Annotated in this window: 16 protein-coding genes; 9 read left to right on the forward strand and 7 right to left on the reverse strand. The window is 58.9% G+C overall.

All coding sequences use genetic code 11. From position 1 onward, the window contains the following. Window positions 1-143: 143 nt before the first annotated feature. Window positions 144-746: a TetR/AcrR family transcriptional regulator gene (locus GOV79_RS05520; protein WP_170788878.1), complete on the reverse strand. Its 603-nt coding sequence runs from the start codon at window positions 744-746 to the stop codon at window positions 144-146. Between the two features lie 142 nt (window positions 747-888). On the opposite strand from GOV79_RS05520, the gene GOV79_RS05525 reads away from it, so the two are divergent. The 6 genes from GOV79_RS05525 (at window position 889) to GOV79_RS05550 (ending at window position 8,383) form a co-directional block, all read left to right on the forward strand. Further along, window positions 889-1,353 (forward strand): (2Fe-2S)-binding protein, encoded by a 465-nt coding sequence (locus GOV79_RS05525; RefSeq protein ID WP_170788879.1) that lies wholly within the window; start codon window positions 889-891, stop codon window positions 1,351-1,353. Window positions 1,354-1,356: 3 nt separating this feature from the next. Further along, the gene (locus GOV79_RS05530) at window positions 1,357-3,543 is read left to right on the forward strand and encodes a xanthine dehydrogenase family protein molybdopterin-binding subunit (protein ID WP_170788880.1); all 2,187 of its coding nucleotides are present in this window, start codon (window positions 1,357-1,359) and stop codon (window positions 3,541-3,543) included. Window positions 3,544-3,654: 111 nt separating this feature from the next. After that, entirely contained in the window at window positions 3,655-4,974 is a 1,320-nt protein-coding gene (locus tag GOV79_RS05535) for a glutamine synthetase family protein (RefSeq protein WP_170789004.1), read from the forward strand. Between the two features lie 59 nt (window positions 4,975-5,033). Then, window positions 5,034-5,714 (forward strand): type 1 glutamine amidotransferase, encoded by a 681-nt coding sequence (locus GOV79_RS05540; RefSeq protein WP_170788881.1) that lies wholly within the window; start codon window positions 5,034-5,036, stop codon window positions 5,712-5,714. Beyond that, window positions 5,714-7,072, forward strand: coding sequence for a glutamine synthetase family protein (locus GOV79_RS05545; protein ID WP_170788882.1), 1,359 nt, complete (start codon window positions 5,714-5,716; stop codon window positions 7,070-7,072). The genes GOV79_RS05540 and GOV79_RS05545 overlap by 1 nt, the downstream gene beginning before the upstream one ends. Window positions 7,073-7,078: 6 nt before the next feature. Then, a complete protein-coding gene (locus GOV79_RS05550; RefSeq protein WP_170788883.1) occupies window positions 7,079-8,383 on the forward strand; it encodes an NAD(P)/FAD-dependent oxidoreductase in 1,305 nt (434 codons plus the stop codon). Window positions 8,384-8,493: 110 nt separating this feature from the next. On the opposite strand, the gene GOV79_RS05555 is transcribed toward GOV79_RS05550, so the two are convergent. Beyond that, a complete protein-coding gene (locus GOV79_RS05555; protein ID WP_170788884.1) occupies window positions 8,494-9,363 on the reverse strand; it encodes a formylglycine-generating enzyme family protein in 870 nt (289 codons plus the stop codon). A gap of 214 nt (window positions 9,364-9,577) precedes the next feature. Here GOV79_RS05555 and GOV79_RS05560 point away from each other — a divergent pair, with 214 nt between their 5' ends. Further along, on the forward strand, window positions 9,578-10,792 hold the full coding sequence (locus GOV79_RS05560) for a DegT/DnrJ/EryC1/StrS family aminotransferase (protein ID WP_170788885.1): 1,215 nt from the start codon (window positions 9,578-9,580) through the stop codon (window positions 10,790-10,792). A 3-nt stretch (window positions 10,793-10,795) separates the two neighbouring features. Here GOV79_RS05560 and GOV79_RS05565 read toward each other — a convergent pair whose 3' ends face one another. The 4 genes from GOV79_RS05565 to GOV79_RS05580 all read right to left on the reverse strand — a co-directional run bounded on the left by GOV79_RS05565 (window position 10,796) and on the right by GOV79_RS05580 (window position 14,628). Continuing rightward, window positions 10,796-11,551 carry a trypsin-like serine peptidase gene (locus tag GOV79_RS05565; RefSeq protein WP_170788886.1) on the reverse strand — a complete coding sequence of 252 codons (756 nt, stop codon included), beginning with the start codon at window positions 11,549-11,551 and terminating at the stop codon, window positions 10,796-10,798. 7 nt (window positions 11,552-11,558) lie between these two features. After that, complete coding sequence (phaR, locus tag GOV79_RS05570) at window positions 11,559-12,113, reverse strand: polyhydroxyalkanoate synthesis repressor PhaR (RefSeq protein ID WP_170770347.1); 555 nt, start codon at window positions 12,111-12,113, stop codon at window positions 11,559-11,561. A gap of 134 nt (window positions 12,114-12,247) precedes the next feature. Then, window positions 12,248-12,694, reverse strand: a complete 447-nt coding sequence (locus tag GOV79_RS05575; RefSeq protein ID WP_170770646.1) for a phasin family protein — start codon at window positions 12,692-12,694, stop codon at window positions 12,248-12,250. Window positions 12,695-12,825: 131 nt separating this feature from the next. Next, a complete protein-coding gene (locus GOV79_RS05580; protein ID WP_170788887.1) occupies window positions 12,826-14,628 on the reverse strand; it encodes a PHA/PHB synthase family protein in 1,803 nt (600 codons plus the stop codon). Window positions 14,629-14,739: 111 nt separating this feature from the next. Between GOV79_RS05580 and phaZ the strand changes: the two genes are divergently transcribed. Then, window positions 14,740-16,011, forward strand: a complete 1,272-nt coding sequence (gene phaZ / locus GOV79_RS05585) for a polyhydroxyalkanoate depolymerase (RefSeq protein WP_170770343.1) — start codon at window positions 14,740-14,742, stop codon at window positions 16,009-16,011. A 5-nt stretch (window positions 16,012-16,016) separates the two neighbouring features. Next, a complete protein-coding gene (locus tag GOV79_RS05590) occupies window positions 16,017-16,601 on the forward strand; it encodes a DUF6151 family protein (RefSeq protein ID WP_170788888.1) in 585 nt (194 codons plus the stop codon). On the opposite strand, the gene GOV79_RS05595 is transcribed toward GOV79_RS05590, so the two are convergent. Then, on the reverse strand, window positions 16,592-17,308 hold the full coding sequence (locus tag GOV79_RS05595) for an alpha/beta fold hydrolase (RefSeq protein WP_170770339.1): 717 nt from the start codon (window positions 17,306-17,308) through the stop codon (window positions 16,592-16,594). The genes GOV79_RS05590 and GOV79_RS05595 overlap by 10 nt on opposite strands. Between the last annotated feature and the right edge of the window lie 27 nt (window positions 17,309-17,335).

The following is a 17,335-nucleotide window of genomic DNA, read 5'->3' on the forward strand; positions in this document are numbered from 1 at the left end:
CGGAAAAGAAGCAAAGCTTACTTTGATTTTGCGCGAAAATCTCACGCAAGTGTTAAAGATGCGTCATCACGCGTCATCGGCAAACCTGCAAGCAGAGGTAGAAACACCCGCGCAGGATTGCCACGCCGCAACCGCGCTGTGGATCACTGGCCATAGCGGCTCAGGATCATCTCAACGCTGCTGTTGATCGTGTCGGTCATTTCGGCCTCGCTCAGGACACTGCCGGTGAACACCATCGGCCAGAACGCCCGCGCCTTGATCAATCCGATGAACTCCTGACCTGCGGCGTCGGGGTCGTCGATTTGCAACTGGCCGTCCTCTGCCGCGTCCCGCAACATCCGAATGAACACCGAGGTCTTGTCCAGTTTGCCCTGCGCTGCCGCCGCAAGTTCGGGGCTGCGCAAAACTTCGCTGATCACCATACGCGACATTGCCATCACCTCGGGCAGCATCAGAATACGCCCTTCGGCCCAAGCCAGTTCAGTCAGTTGCTCGCGGATATCGCGGCCCTTTTCATAGCGGATATCCAGCACACCGGCGAACCGGTTCGACAGCTCCACAACGATGGACCGGAACAAATTTTCCTTGCTTTCGAAATACTTGTACAATGTGCGCTTGGACACTTCGGCGCGAGCAGACACACGGTCCATACTGGCCGCCGCGAACCCCTTTTCCTGGAACTCGGCGACGGCAGCTTCGATGATCTGAGCGTGTTTGGCCGCATTCGGCGCGCTTATGTCGTTCATATCTGCAAGCTATAAGCCCATTGACAGAGCAAGGTCAAACACTAGGTAAACGCATGGGTTTACAGAGATTGGAACGTCACCTATGGTAAACCCGCAAGTTTACCGATTCAGGTAGCCAGCCCAACATGGAGTATCTCCCCTCATGTCACTGACCTTGAAACTGAACGGCCAGACCCACACGGTCGACGCCGAACCCGGCACGCCCCTTCTGTGGGTGATCCGGGATGAATTGAAGCTGACCGGAACCAAATTCGGCTGCGGCGTCGCGTCCTGCGGTGCGTGCACCGTGCATCTGAATGGCGAGCCCGTGCGCTCGTGCCAGACCTACATCGAAGACGTCGAAGATGCTGAGGTCACGACGATTGAGGCCGTGGGCGACGACAAAATCGGCGCCGCAGTCCAGCAGGCCTGGGTCGAGCTGGACGTGGTCCAGTGCGGCTATTGCCAGTCGGGTCAGGTGATGTCGGCTGTCGGGCTTTTGTCCGAAAACCCCAAACCCTCGGCCGAGGAAATCGACGAGTACATGTATGGCAACGCCTGTCGCTGTGCCACCTATCAACGCATCCGCGCCGGCGTCCAGCGCGCATCCGAGATTCTGGAGGCCTGATCTATGACCATCAACACCTCTCGCCGTGGATTTCTGAAAGGTGCCGCTGCTGCCGGTGCCGTGCTGCTGGTCGGTGCCCGCCCCGATGGCGCTCTGGCGGCAGCTTCGTCCGAGACCGCTCAGTTCAACCCATTCGTGAAAATCGACGCGGATGGCACCGTAACCGCCATCGTAAAGCATTTTGAAAAGGGTCAGGGCCCGGCCACCGGCCTGCCGACGCTGATCGCCGAGGAAATCGGCCTGACCATGGATCAGATCGAATATGAATTCGCGCCCTCTGATCCGAATGTCTATAACAACCTGCTGTTCGGCCCGTTCCAGGGCACAGGCGGATCGACCGCGATGGCGAATTCCTGGCTGCAATATCGTCAGGCCGGTGCTGCCGCACGCGAGATGCTGATCAACGCCGCCGCCCAAAGCTGGGGCGTGGATTCGTCGGGCATCACCATCGAGGAAGGCATCGTCAAGGCCGGTGAAAAATCCGCTCCGATTGCGGAGTTCGTGGCGGCCGCTGCTCAGCTTGAGGCCCCGGCCGAGCCACGCCTGAAAGACCCGTCCGAATTCCGCCTGATCGGCAACGCAGCCGTGCGCCGCAAGGACTCGGCTATCAAGGGCAACGGTCAGGCGATGTATGCGATGGATGTGCATCTGCCGAACCAAATGGTCGCGATGATCAAGCGTCCTGAATCCAAGGGCGGAATCGCACTTGGCTTTGATGACAGCGCATCGAAAGAGGTCAAAGGTTATATCAGCGCCGCTGTTCTGCCCAATCAGGCAGGTGTTGCGGTCTATGCCGAAAACACTTGGGCCGCGATCCAGGCGCGCGACGCGCTTGAGGTCGACTGGGACATGTCGGGCGCAGAGACCCGCGATTCAGATCAGATCAGGTCCGAGATCATGGCCGCGCTGGATGCAGAGCCCACTTACAACGTGAACAAGGCGGATGTTGCAGCGGTTTCAGCAGCCATCGATGGCGCGGATAAGGTGGTTGAAAAAACCTTCTACTTCCCACTGCTGGCTCACGCACCGATGGAGCCGTTGAACTGCACCATCGAACAAACTGCTGAGGGTGACATCGTCCTGCATGACGGCGCACAGATGCCGACGGGCCCTCATATGGCCTATCAGCAGATATTCCAGCTGCCACCCGAGAAGATCCACATCAAGACCATGCTGGCTGGTGGTTCCTTTGGCCGTCGCGCCACGCCCGATGCGGACTATCAGGTCGAAGCCGCGCTGGCCTTTGTAGTCACCGATCGCTCGCGCCCAGTGAAACTGGTCTGGACGCGAGAGGATGACATTCGCAGCGGTTACTATCGCCCCGCCTTTGGCCATAAAGTCCGTGTGGGTCTGGATACGGACGGCAATATCGTTGGCTGGCAACATCAGATCGCCGGGCAATCGGTGATCAAGGGCACCGCGTTCGAGGCCGTTCTGGTGCATGACGGCGTCGATCACAGCTCGGTCGAAGGTGTGGCTGACAGCCCATATGCCATCCCTGGAATGGCCGTTGGCCTGACCGACACACCCAAGGCGACAACGGTTTTGTGGTGGCGCTCGGTGGGTCATACCCATACAGCCTATGCGATGGAAACCATGATGGACCTAGTGGCCGAAGCCGCAGGTCGTGACCCGGTTGAATTCCGTCTGGCCCACCTCTCCGACAGCACAAACCCCGATCAACAACGTAAGGCCGCCGTTCTGAAACTGGCGGTCGAAAAGGCGGGTTGGGGCAACGTACCCGCGGGACGCTCTCAGGGGATAGCGGTGCATAAATCCTTTGGGTCTTATGCGGCTGAAGTCGTTGAAATCTCGGGCGATCCGGAAAACGGCATCAAGATCGAAAAGGTCACCTGTGCCGTGGATTGCGGCATCGCGGTGAACCCCGACGTGGTCAAAGCGCAGATGGAAGGCGGCATAGGCTATGGCATCGGCCATGTGATGCGCGACCAGATCACGCTGACAAGCGGGGCGGTCGATCAGTCCAACTTCCCGGATTACGAGCCGCTGCGCATCAGTGATATCGCCGCCATCGACGTGCATATCGTGCCGTCCGCCGAGGCGCCGACTGGCGTGGGCGAACCCGGAACGCCCCCGTCCGCACCGGCGCTGGCAAATGCGATCCACGCGATGTCAGGCGTTCTGGTGGCCGAGCATCCGATGGCTGAAAACGGTGTCAGCTTCGCCTGACCCCCTGCCCCGCGCCGCCTGAACCCGGCGCGGGCTTAATTTGATCAAATTTCGTGACAAGGCGCGCCGTGTCGACTAAACCTCGGGAGAACCACAATGATGGAGCCCCCGATGGACCTGAGCGCCTTGCACAGTTTTCGCGTTGCAGCCTGTGACCTAAACGGTCAGTTGCGGGGCAAACGCGTGCCGCCCTCGTATTCCGACAAGCTGGACAAAGGCTCCGTGCGGATGCCGTTCTCGGCGCTGAATGTGGATCTGTGGGGCGCGGATATTGACGGCAGTCCGCTGGTGTTTGAAACTGGTGACGCCGATGGTGTGCTGCTGCCCACCGATCGCGGCGCGGTCCCGATGCCCTGGCTTGAGGTGGAGACCGCACTGGTGCCGATGTGTCTGTACGACGACCACGGCACCCCGTTCACCGGAGACCCCCGCCACGCGCTGAGCGCTGTGCTGGACCGTTATACCCAGCGCGGCTGGTCGGTAATCGCGGCGACCGAGCTGGAATTCACTCTGCTCGATTCCTCGGGCGCGCAGCCACAACCGCCGATGAACCCCATTACCGGGCGCAGGCTGGTGGATGAGGCTGTTCTGTCCATGGCCGAGATGGACGCGTTCGATGCCTTTTTCACCGAGCTTTACGATGGCTGCGCCGCGATGGGCATACCCGCCCAGACCGCCATTTCCGAAAGCGGCATCGGCCAGTTCGAAATTAACCTGAACCATCAGGATGCGATGCGTTGCGCCGACGATACATTGCTTTTCAAGGTATTGACGCGCGGACTTGCCCGCAAGCACGGGTTTACCGCAACGTTCATGTCCAAACCCTATGCTGATGATGCGGGCAATGGGATGCATGTGCATTTCTCGGCCGTGGATCAGGCCGGTCGGAACGTCTTTGACAATGGCGGCCCCGAGGGGACGGACACGCTGCGCCACGCAGTTGCAGGGTGTCTGGCGGCGATGCCCGGTAGCACGCTGATCTTTGCGCCGCACGGCAATTCCTACACCCGGCTCGTGCCCGGTGCCCACGCGCCCACCGGTGCAAGTTGGGCTTACGAGAACCGCACCGCTGCCCTGCGCATTCCCGGCGGTGCCCCTGCCGCCCGCCGGATTGAACATCGCGTGGCCGGTGGCGACATCAACCCCTACCTGATGCTGGCCGCCGTTCTGGGTGCCGCGATGAACGGGATCGAGGACGCAGCTCAGCCGCCCGCCCCGATCACCGGCAACGCCTATGAAATCGGTGGCCTGCCCCAACTGGCGGGCGATTGGGAGGCCGCGATCACTACCTTCGAATCCGACCCCAAAGTGGCGCGCATCTTCCCTGCTGATTTGATCCGCTTTCTGGCGATGACCAAACGGCAGGAAGTCCGACGCTTCGCCGAGCGTCCCCCCGAAGAGCACTGGCTAAGCTACGTCGAGGCCGTCTGACCCCCCTTGCCCGGCCCCTTTGGGTTCGTTAGAATGAATTTGATCAAATTTGGTGACTCATGAAAATCGGCATCCTTGTAACCGGCCACCCCCCGGACGAACTGTACGGTGAGTTCGGCACCTATGACGGCATGTTCCGTGCCTTGCTTGGGGGGAACGGGTTCACGTTCGAAACCTACAACGTCGTTGATGGAGAGTTTCCCGCCAGCACGGATGCGGCTGAGGGCTGGGTCATCACCGGCTCGCGCCATGGAGCGTATGAGGATCACGCGTGGATACCCCCGCTGGAAAATCTGATCCGCGCGATCCGCGACAAAGGCCAGCCGCTGATTGGCGTCTGCTTTGGCCACCAGATCATCGCACAGGCGCTGGGCGGAAAGGTTGAAAAGTTCACCGGAGGCTGGGCCGTTGGGCGCACCGACTATGACCTTGATGGCCAGACAGTTACCCTGAATGCGTGGCATCAGGATCAGGTCGTCGCCCTACCCGACGGCGCGCGCGTCACCGGTACCAACGATTTCTGTCGCAACGCCATGGTGGCTTATGGCGACACGATCTGGACCGTACAGGCCCACCCCGAATATGGTGACCGTTTTATCCAGGGCCTGATTGAGACACGCGGCAAGGGCCTTGTGCCTGACGAATTGATGCAAGCGGCCACTGACCGCCTGCCTGCCAATGACGACAACCCCAAGATCGGGCAATTCATGGCGGAGTTTTTGAAGAAAGAGAGGGCCTGATGGCCGACTGGACAGACCAACTGCCGCAGGCAGCCCGCAGCTATTTCGACGGCCACCGATTGGATGAGGTCGAATGCATCATCTCGGACCTGCCCGGCATCGCGCGCGGCAAGGCGGTACCCGCCTCGAAATTTGCCAAGCAATCCTATTTCCACCTGCCCGACAGCATCTTTTACCAGACCATTACCGGCGATTGGGGTGAGGCCGCGGGTGAGGATGGGTTTATCGAACGGGACATGATCCTGAAGCCTGATTTCACGACCGCATCCGCTGCACCGTGGACGGGCGACTGGACGTTGCAAGTGATCCATGACGCTTATGACCGTGACGACAACCCGATACCGTTCAGCCCGCGCAACGTGCTGAAACGCGTGGTGCAACTGTATCACGACAAGGGCTGGAAACCGGTCGTCGCCCCAGAGATGGAGTTCTTTCTGGTTGCCCCCAACGTGGATCCCGCGCAGGAAATCAAGCCGATGATGGGCCGCTCGGGCCGTCCGGCGGCGGCGCGGCAGGCGTACTCGATGACAGCCGTGGACGAGTTCGGACCAGTGATCGACGACATCTATGATTTCGCCGAACACCAAGGGTTCGAGATTGACGGCATTACGCAGGAAGGCGGCGCGGGCCAGCTGGAGATCAACCTGCGCCACGGCAATCCCGTGAAGCTGGCCGATGAGGTGTTCTATTTCAAACGCCTGATCCGCGAGGCGGCGTTGCGCCACAACTGTTTTGCTACTTTCATGGCGAAACCGATCGTGGATGAGCCGGGTTCGGCCATGCATATCCATCATTCGATCATCGACATGGAGACCGGGCAGAACATTTTCTCGGGCCCGCAAGGGGGCGAAACGGACGCATTCTATCACTTCATCGCCGGGTTGCAGAACCACCTGCCCTCGGGTCTGGCGGTGATGGCGCCCTATGTGAATTCCTATCGCCGCTATGTGAAAGATCACGCCGCGCCGATCAATCTGGAATGGGCGCGCGACAACCGCACCACGGGCATCCGCGTACCGCTGTCGGGGCCCGAGGCGCGCCGGGTCGAAAACCGCATCGCCGGGATGGACTGCAACCCCTATCTGGGCATCGCCCTGTCGCTGGCCTGCGGCTATCTGGGCCTGGTCCAACAGGAACGCCCGCGCCGTCAGTTCTATGGCGACGCTTACGAAGGCGACGGCGATATCCCGCAGGTCATGGGCAATGCTCTGGACCTATTCGATGAAGCGACCGCCTTGCATGAGGTTCTAGGCCCCGAGTTTGCCCGCGTCTATGGCATCGTCAAACGCGCCGAGTATGAAGAGTTCCTGCAGGTTATCTCTCCGTGGGAGCGTGAGCATCTGCTGATGAATGTCTGAACTGCGATGAACCTGCTTTATTCCAACGACCGCAAGGCTGAATATCCAGCCAGCTGGTACGCGGCCACGGTCAATCCTATCGACCGGTTTCCCGCGCTGACTGGCAATGAAAAGGCGGATGTCTGCGTGGTCGGCGGCGGCTATACTGGCCTGTCCGCAGCGCTGCATCTGGCCGAGGCCGGGTTCAGCGTGGTGCTGCTTGAGGCGCATCGCGTGGGCTTCGGTGCGTCGGGCCGCAATGGCGGTCAGTTGGGCAGCGCACAACGGATGGATCAGGAAGACCTTGAGCGGCTGGTTGGTGATGACGATGCGGTGAAGCTGTGGGATCTTGCCGAGGATGCGAAGGCACTGGTCAAATCGCTGATTGCGAAACACCAGATCGACTGCGACCTGAAACCGGGCGTTGCCGTTCTAGGCCTGTCCAGCGGAGAACAGCAGGAATTGCACGATCACGCGGCTCACTTGTCTGACCGCTATGGCTATGACCAGATGGAGCTGCTGGACGAAGGCGCGGGCCACGGTCTGTGCCCCTCGCCCGCCTATCGCGGAGGCTATCTGGATATGGGTGCGGCGCACCTGCATCCGCTGAACTACGCGCTTGGACTGGCGCAGGCGGCGGCCAAGGCAGGCGTGCGGATTTATGAGGGCACCGAGGTGACGGGAGTCGAGGAAACCTCGCCCGCCATCATCCACACCGCGCAGGGCAAGGTCACTGCCGATCACGTCATTCTGGCCTGCAACGGATATCTGGGGGGCCTGAACAGCAAGGTCGCTGCGCGGGTCATGCCGATCAACAATTTCATCGCTGCGACCGAACCTTTGGGCACAGATGCTGCCCGTGTTCTGACCCGAGACGTAGCGGTGGCCGATACGAAATTCGTGGTGAACTATTTCCGCCTCAGCGCCGACAACCGGCTGCTATTTGGTGGCGGCGAAAGCTATGGTTACCGCTTCCCTGCGGATATCGCCGCCAAGGTCCGCAAGCCGATGGTCGAGATTTTCCCGCATCTGCGCGACGTCAAAATCGACTATGCCTGGGGCGGCACGCTGGCGATCACCATGCGGCGGATGCCGTATCTGGCGCGGGTTGCGCCCAATATCCTGTCAGCCTCGGGCTACTCTGGTCACGGGGTCGGAACTGCCACCCATGCGGGGCAATTGATGGCGCTGGCCATTCAGGGACAGGCCGAAGGCTTCGACACCATGGCGCGCGTCCCCGCCCTGCCCTTCCCCGGAGGCCCCTCCCTGCGCAGCCCCCTGCTGGTTCTGGCGATGACATGGTTTGCGTTGCGCGATCGGTTGGGGGTGTAATTGCGGATCGGTTAATTGAGTTTCAGTAAGCTACCGAAATCGCGTAGCACCCGAAATCCGGCAGACATTGTGCCTCCGTCCAGATGAATCTTGCCTCGAACTCCCGCGCGTTAAAAATCCATCGCAGTCCAGAAGGCCCCACCTCGACCTACCCTTCTAGCGCAGTCCCTAGTCATGGCTTCTTGAAAATAGATGCTGGATGAATTCCACGCTTCGTGCCTTTTGCTCCAACAAGACATCGTGGCTTCTGATACATTTCCCGACATATGCCGCAATCCCCACGCATTTTCGGCGTCTAGTTCATCCACTCGAACCGGATGGCCTCGCCCCGCCAGATCGGGGCGCTTCACACCCAGCATCTCTTCGGTCGGCTTGCCGTGAAAGTTGACCTGATCGGTGGTGACTTCCTCACCCTGAGCAAAGGGCGTCTGCGTCCCAGCGCGGGCCGCGTATTCCCACTCTGCCTCGGTTGGCAGGCGATAAACTTCGGCCCCCACTTTCTGGTTGAGCCACTTTGTATATGCAAGCCCGTCCAGATAAGACACATCGACGACCGGGTAATTACCGCGAATGTCTATGCACGGCCCATCAATGCGCGGTGTGCAAGCACGCGGGATATGCCCCCCGCAACCTCCGTCGTTGACGCAGGCCATCCATTGACCATGGGTCACCTCGCTGCGGCCCATTGCGATGGGCATGTCGATCGTCACCGGGTGAACCGGCCCTTCGTGGTGGGCAATATAGGGCTCTTCCGGTGTCGCAAGGCGAAATCCCTTTTTGTCCCAATGGAAGTTGCGCTTGGATTCTCCCGGTGGAGCACCCATCAGGAACTCTCCCAACGGCAACACGATCATCTCGGGGCAGACGTCGCATTCCTGAAACATCTCAAGCGGCGCGACTTCGGTTCCGTCGGACAGGACGTATTGCGCCTGAGCTGGCAGAGCGAGAATAGACAGTGAAAAAGAAAGTCTAGCAAGCATGATGGGAACAATCCGGACCGTGAAATGCAATGTGTAGATTGTCCCATTGCCACCCGGATTCCCCTACGGATGCAAGACGCAATCCGGCGGTCGGGATGCAATTGCCCTCAAATACAACAGTTCGGTGAAATTTCGCGGCATGGTAACGTAGGGGCTTGGATTGAAGTTCTTTTAGCTTTATCTTTTCCAAAGATAGAATTTGGGAAAATCAAATATGACGCTTCCTCCTAACGTTCATGACGCCGAACCCATCCCCGCAGCCGCACGTGAGGCCATTGACGCCCTGATGCAGTCGGGCGACCTCTTTCGCTATACCGCGCCGCAAGATGCGCCGGTTGCGCTACTGGAAAGTGAGTTCGCGGCCCTCTTGGGGTCGAAATACGCGCTGGCGGTATCGTCCTGCTCGGCGGCCTTGTTCCTGTCGCTCAAGGCGTTGGGCCTGCCGCGGGATGCGCGGGTGTTGATCCCCGGATTTACCTTTGCGGCCGTGCCGTCCTCGGTCGTCCATGCGGATTGCATTCCGGTTTTGTGCGAAGTGGGCGAGAATTATCGCATCGACATGGCCGATTTCGAGGCCAAGTTGGACAGTGTTCAGGCCGTCATCATCAGCCATATGCGCGGCCATACATCTGACATGGACGCAATCATGGCGTTGTGCGATGCGCGCGATATTCCCGTGATCGAGGACGCGGCCCATTCGCTGGGCACCACCTGGCATGGGCGTAATATCGGCACGATTGGCAAGGTCGGCTGTTTCTCATTCCAGTCCTACAAAATGATCAACGCGGGTGAAGGTGGTATCCTGATCACGGACGACGCCGACCTGGTGGCCCGCGCCGTGATCATGTCGGGCGCGTATGAGCATAACTGGAAAAAACACAAAGGCCCGAATGGCGACAACTCGCCCGAATTGGAGCAAGCCTTTTCTCGCTGGCAGAACCAATTGCCGCTGTATAATTTGCGGATGAGCAACCTCAGCGCCGCCGTGATCCGGCCGCAGATCCCTGAGCTGGCGCGCCGCGTCAAAGACGGGCTCGCCAATCACGACTACGTGGCCGACCGTCTCAACACCTCACCCTATATCGACGTTCCCGCCCCGCTTGCACCGGAACAACGTGCACCGGATTCGATCCAGTTCAACCTGGTGAACCTGAGCGATGATGATATCCGGGCCTTTGCGGAAGCCTCTGAGGCGCGTGGCGTCAAAGTTCAGGTCTTTGGCCTGAGCGAGGACAACGCCCGCGCCTTCTGGAACTGGCAGTTTCTGCCCGAGCAGGTCGATCTTCCCCAAACACGCGAGATGCTGATGAAAGCGTGCGATGTGCGCCTGCCCGTCCGCCTGACACGGGAAGAGCTGGACGTGATTGCTGACATTCTGCTGGCCTCGGTCGGCGAGGTCACCGCCCCCGAGATGGCGTTCGGCACCTGAGCGTCAGCGCGAGGGTACGTAGACAACTCGACTGGACAAAAACAGCGCCGCGATCCCTTCGGGGGTTGCGGCGACGCGCGATAAGACACCAGCCACAGCCAGCCCCGATGGCGTGTCAATCAATAAGGGCGCGCCGGAATCCCCCATCATTACAGGGCAACGCGCGGTCATCAGCGCATCAGTCCGCCGAACAACCGGACATGGGTTCGCACGGCTGAGGACATGCGGCCGCACCCCAGCATAACCCGCGACCGATCCGGTCAACATATCCTGCTCTGTCAGAGGAAAAGAACCCAACGTCCGGCCAATCGGGTTCTCCAGTTCAAGCACCGCCCAATCCAGTTCAGGTCCGTAATTGAATGCAGTGCCTTGGCCTTCGGGCAGGACATAGCGCTTGGCGGTCGAGACCGCGGAGGCCTCCCCTCGCTGATACCCAGCAGCAAAGCGGATACTGGATGGCGGGATCCAGCGCTGACGCGCGGCATTGTAAAGGCAATGCGCGGCGGTCAGAACCAGATCATCCGCGACCAAAACGCCGGTGCAATGAGATCGCTGGGCCCTGCTGGCAAAATTGACTCGTCCGATTGCGCGCCATGGCGGTTCAGCCGCATCCAGTATTTCGCGGGCACGGATATCTGCGCAACCATCATCCGCAGCAGACCCAAGCGTGCAGATCGGCGACCACGGCTCAGAAAACTGCCCTTGCGCATAAACGAGCGTTGCCCAACACAGCACAACGCCCGTCAGCACCCAGCGCATGGCAGGTTCAGTTCAGTTTGGATAGTTTCTGCTGAAGCTCGGCAAGCTGCTTTTTGATGTCGTCCAGATCTTCTTTCGGTTCGGATTTGGCCTCATCTTCCTTGTCGGGGCCAGACCACTGGCCAGACAATCCGCCGGTCATCGCCTTCAGAAAAGCCTGTTGCTGCGCCTGCATCGCCTCGAACCCGGGCATCTGGGACATCGGGTTCATGGCGTTCATGTTTTCCATCATCTTGGACTGGCTTTCGCGCAGCATATCGAACGAGCTTTGCAAGAACTGCGGCATCATTCCACCTCCCGGCAGCATGTAACTGCGGACCAGATCGTTCAGCACGTTCACCGGCAGCACGTTTTCGCCCCGGCTTTCATGTTCCGCAATGATTTGCAGCAGATATTGCCGGGTCAGGTCGTCCCCGGTCTTCAGATCAATGATCTGCACTTCACGCCCATCGCGAATAAATACCGCGATATCTTCCAGCGTGACATAGTCACTGGTCTCAGTGTTATACAGCCGACGGCTGGCATAGCGTTTGATCAGCAACGGTTTTTCTTGTTCTGACACCGTTAACCCTCCCCAAGGATGATGCGTTGCAGCAGAGATTATGCGAGTGCAGAACAAAAAGAAAGGGCAGGTCTTTCGACCTGCCCAACGCGATTGCACCAGATGGGAGGAATGGGTGCGCCTCGCGGCCTTACTTACTTGGCAGCTGTTGCTTTCTTGGCAGCAGCAGTCACCTCGTTGGTGGCTTTCTTGACAGCAGCAGTTGCGTCTTCTGCAGCGTCTTTACCGGCAGCCATCAGAAGCTCGACGGTTTCGCTCTGAACTTTTTTCGCGATTTCAGCGAAAGCAGCCAGGTTTTCAGCGGCAACTTCAGCCGACGCGCTTGCGAAGTCGGTTGCGGCTTTTGCGTAGTCGGCAGGCTCTGCCTTTGCTTTCGACATCTCGGTCAGTTTGGCCAGAGTGTCTTTGGTCCATTTGTTCGAGATTTCTGCCGATTTCTCTGCAGCTTCCAGAGCAACACCCGACAGTTTTTCGTTCAGGGTTGCGGTCGACTTGAAGGCACCTTCCAGAGCGGAAGTGTCAACGGGGAATGCGCCCATGATGTCTTTCAGGGTCGCGGTGAAGTCAGGGGTCTTTGCCATTGTCCAAATCCTTTTTGCCGAACCGGGCCCGCCCCGGTTTTCATCAGCTTGAGGACAATATGATTGCTGCATCGCAGCATTGCAAGATTTTTTTGCTGCAACGCAGAAAAAACTTCGGATTCCATTATTAATCAACCAGTTGCTTTGGCCAAAACATAGGTACCGGGCGCGGGACATAGAGACGGGTGGTTCGAATCGCCCGGCTCACGCGCCGGAATCTGCTTGCCGGACCGCTTTCTCAACCACGCTTCCCAAAGCGGCCACCAGGACCCTTCATGGAAATCGGCATCCTTCATCCAGCTGTCAGCGTCCAGCTGCATGTCCGGGTTGGTATAATGCCCGTATTTCTTTTTGCTGGGCGGATTCACGATGCCTGCGATATGACCCGATTCCGACACCACAAAAGTTTTCGACCGTGACCCCATCTGCTGCACGCCGCGGTAACAGTCTTTCCAGGCCGCGATATGATCAGTCTCGCAGGTAATTGACATTAACGGCACGTCGACATCCCGGATATGCAGCTTGTGCCCCAGCAGTTCAAACCCGTCCGTGACAAAATCATTGCTTTGACACAGCCCACGCAAATACTCGACCGCCATGCGGCCCGGCAGGTTGGCCCCATCTCCGTTCCAGTACAGCAAATCAAACGCCGGAGGTGTTTCGCCCATCATATAGCTGCGGATTGCGGGGCCGTAGATCAGGTCGTTGGAGCGCAGGAAGGACATGGTTCGCCCGATGACCCAGGCTTTCAGCACGCCATCCTTGCCGATCTGGTCTTCGATGCCGTTGACGAAGTCGTTTTGCAGAAACGGGGTGAACTCTCCCTGTTCGCCAAAATCGGTCAGAGTGGTGAAGAACGTGGCCGATTTGATCGACTTGTCCCCGCGCTGCTTCAACAGCGAAAGCGTCAGGCTTAATGTGGTGCCCGCGATGCAATAGCCGACCGCATTGACTTGCTTGACCTTGCAAATGCCCTTCACCTGCTCGATCGCGGTCAGGTAACCTTCTTCGATATAGTCCCCCATGCCGATTTCGGCGTGGGACGCGTTCGCATTTGCCCAACTGACGACAAATAGGGTGTAGCCCTGCTCTGTTACCCATTTGATCAGGCTGTTCTGGGCCTTGAGGTCCAGAATGTAGAATTTGTTGATCCAGGGCGGGAACAGGACAATCGGCGTTTCATGCACTGTCTCGGTTGCCGGTTTGTACTGGATCAGCTCCATCAACCGGTTGCGATAGACCACCTCTCCCGGTGTCGTGGCGATATTGCCGCCCACTTCAAAGGCGCTGTCATCCGCCAGTCGAACAACCATCTCGCCATCATTGGCCTCCAGATCGGAAACAAGGTTCTCCAGCCCTTTGATCAGCGACTGACCTTCAGTCTCCACCGCTTTTTCCAGCGCATCGGGGTTTGTGGCCAGAAAATTTGTCGGAGACATCATGTTGATGATCTGTTGCGAAAAAAAGTGAAGACGCTGCTTGTCTTTGGCATCCATGTCATCGACCGAGGCCACTGCTTCTGAAATCGCATCGGCATTTGTCTGGTATTGCTGGCGGACGAAGCGGAAATAAGGGTTAGTCTCCCAAAGCGGATTGGCAAAACGTTTGTCTTTGGCTACTGGTGCCGCCCCCTCAACTTCGCCCGTTGTCAGCGCCTGCTGCGCTTCGGCAAAGTTCATGACAGACTTGCTCCAATAGGCAATCTGGTGTTCCAACAGCTTGGCGGGATTTTGCCAAGCCTCGGCCATATATGCCGTTGCTGCTTTTGCGAAAAGCTCTTGATTCGGGCCGTCCAACGCGGGGGAATGCGCCTTCTTCCCGGCCATGACCTCGACCAGCCGCTTCGACAGCTCTTCGACTTTGTTCATATTTTCTTTAAGCCGTTCAAGATGTTCTGCGGACAATTCCTGCGCCTGGTCTTCACTTGTTGTCATTTTAACAATTCCCCCGTAATCTTGCTGCTATGCAGAATAACGTCGCGGCAGCCGCAGCGCAAAGCGACGAATGGTCCGAAGTTTAGGGCTGTCACTCAGGAGGTTCGCCCGATGCGCTACATGATGACCTATGATCTGATGGAAACCATGCGCAACACCAATCAATGGATGGGTGCGACCGCCAGTGCGATGGCCTCTTACCCGTTGTTTTCGATGGTGCCGAACCCTGCGTTCAGCATGATGGCAGCCTGGGGCGAGGTCACGGAACGCACATTCCAGCGCATGATTGTCAAGCCTGACTGGGGCATTCGCACCTTCACCTGCGAAGATGGCAAGGACCATCTTGTCGACATCGTGCCGGTGGTCGAGCGTGCGTTTGGCGACCTGATCCACATCCGCGTCAACGGTCGCGAAGAACAGCCGCGCAAGGTTCTGCTGGTTGCCCCAATGTCGGGCCACTATGCGACGTTGCTGCGATCGACAGTCAAAAGCCTGCTGGTCAATTGCGAAGTTTATGTCACCGATTGGCATAATGCGCGCGATATCCCTGTGTCCGAAGGCAAGTTCGATGTCGAGGACTATACACTCTACCTTGTCGATTTCATGAAAGAACTTGGCCCGGAAACACATGTTGTTGCCGTATGCCAGCCCGCGCCCCTTACCCTGGCTGCCACGGCTTACCTGGCCGAGGTGGAACCCAAGGCACAACCCAGCACTCTGACACTGATCGGTGGGCCGGTCGATCCAGACGCGACTCCGACGGATGTCACCGATTTTGGCCGCCGCGTTACAATGGGCCAGCTGGAAGAAACCATGATCCAGCGTGTGGGCTTTAAGTACAAAGGTGTCGGCCGCATGGTCTATCCCGGCCTGTTGCAGTTGGCCTCGTTCATGTCGATGAACGGAGAGCGCCACAGCAAGGCCTTCACCGACCAGATCCAGCGTGTCATGCGGGGCGAGGCCTCGGATCATGACGCGCACAACCGTTTCTACGATGAGTATCTGGCAGTGATGGACATGACGGCCGAGTTCTACCTGTCTACCGTCGAACGCATCTTCAAAAACCGCGAAATTGCGCGGAATGAATTTGTGGTGGCCGGGCACAAGGTGGATATAGGCAAGATCACCGATGTCGCGGTAAAATCAGTTGAGGGCGCGAATGACGATATATCGGCCCCTGGCCAATGTATCGCGGCCCTTGATCTTTGCACCGGTCTGCCCGATGCGAAAAAGGCCAGCCATGTGGAACCCGGCGCGGGGCACTACGGTATTTTTGCGGGCCGCAGCTGGCGCGACAATATCCGCCCGCTGGTGATCGACTTCATGAACGCCAACACACGCAAACCGCGCCGCCGGGCTGCCAACAAGAACAAAGTCGCCTGAGGCGCATGGTTCAAAGCCCGGCCAAGGACACTACCTTCGCCTGCACCTGCGGTGCTTTGAGGGGGCGCATTTCAGCCGCAGGGGTCGCTTCGTCCACACATGTGGAATGCTTTTGCCACGATTGCCGGGCCGCGCAGCTTTATTTTGGACAACCCGACCCTGCCCCTGGCCCGGTCGACGTGCTGCAAATGCTGCCCGAGGAGATCGTTTTTGAACACGGCGCAGAACACCTTGCGCTGATGCAGCTCAGCCCCAAAGGGATGTTGCGCTGGTACGCCAGTTGCTGCAACGCCCCGCTGGCCACCACTTCACGTACACCGAAAATTCCTTTCGCCGGGTTCATCGTGAACCGCATCCCGGACCCAAGCGACCTAGGGCCCGTACGTACACGCGGCTTTGTTCCTCGCCCCGGCGGAAAGCAAGCGCATGAAGGCTTGGGCCCTGCGGCAATTGGTCTGGTGACGCGCGTGCTGAAGTCCCGTTTGTCTGGCAGTTGGAAGAACACGCCTTTCTTCGATGCCTACACCGGGGAAACGTCGGCCAAACCGACCGTCCTAACGAAACCCGAGCGCGCAGCCCTCTACAAGTAGGCCAAACGCGCCGGAATGTTCAGCCAAGCCTCCAAGGCTTCGGTCACCGCGGCGGGGGCCTCGAGCGGCACCATATGGCCCGCCTCCTCGATCACACGCAGTTCGGCATTCGGGATCATCTCAGCCATGAAACTATGTTTGCGCACTGGAGTGATTTGGTCATGGGCCCCACACAAAACCAGAGTTGGCACGTTGATATGCCGCAACCCCCCTTGCTGGTCCGGTCGGCGCTGCATGGCTCGCATTTGACGTTCGAACATATCCGGCCCTTGATCAATGGCCATGGCCATCACTTCGTTCAGGACGGGCACCCGCTCCGGCCCCGGCGCCAACGTGTCCGAACCGATCATGCGAGTCATCACATCCTCAAGCCGCCCGGATTTTGCCCCAACGATCAACTCTTCACGTCCCGCCGCGATCTGAGGGGTATCGGCCTGTGCATCGGTCGCCATCAGGCACAACCGAGAGACCCGGTCAGGCGCGCGGCGCGCGATCTCAAGCGCCACAACCCCGCCCATGCTGAAGCCGCCCAATGCAAACCGATGCGGCAACTGGTCCAGCAAGCCTGAGGCGATCTCTTCTATCCGTTCGCCGACCGACAGGGGCGCAACCGTCACCGCGCGGTAATGAGACAGGTACAAAATCTGAGCCCCGAACAGGCGCGCATCGCACATGAAACCGGGCAGTAAAACCAACGGCTCAATCACACAGAGCCTCCACAATAATCAACTTTT

Origin of the sequence: Ruegeria lacuscaerulensis (genome assembly GCF_013034745.1) — a bacterium.
Lineage (GTDB): Bacteria > Pseudomonadota > Alphaproteobacteria > Rhodobacterales > Rhodobacteraceae > Ruegeria > Ruegeria lacuscaerulensis_B.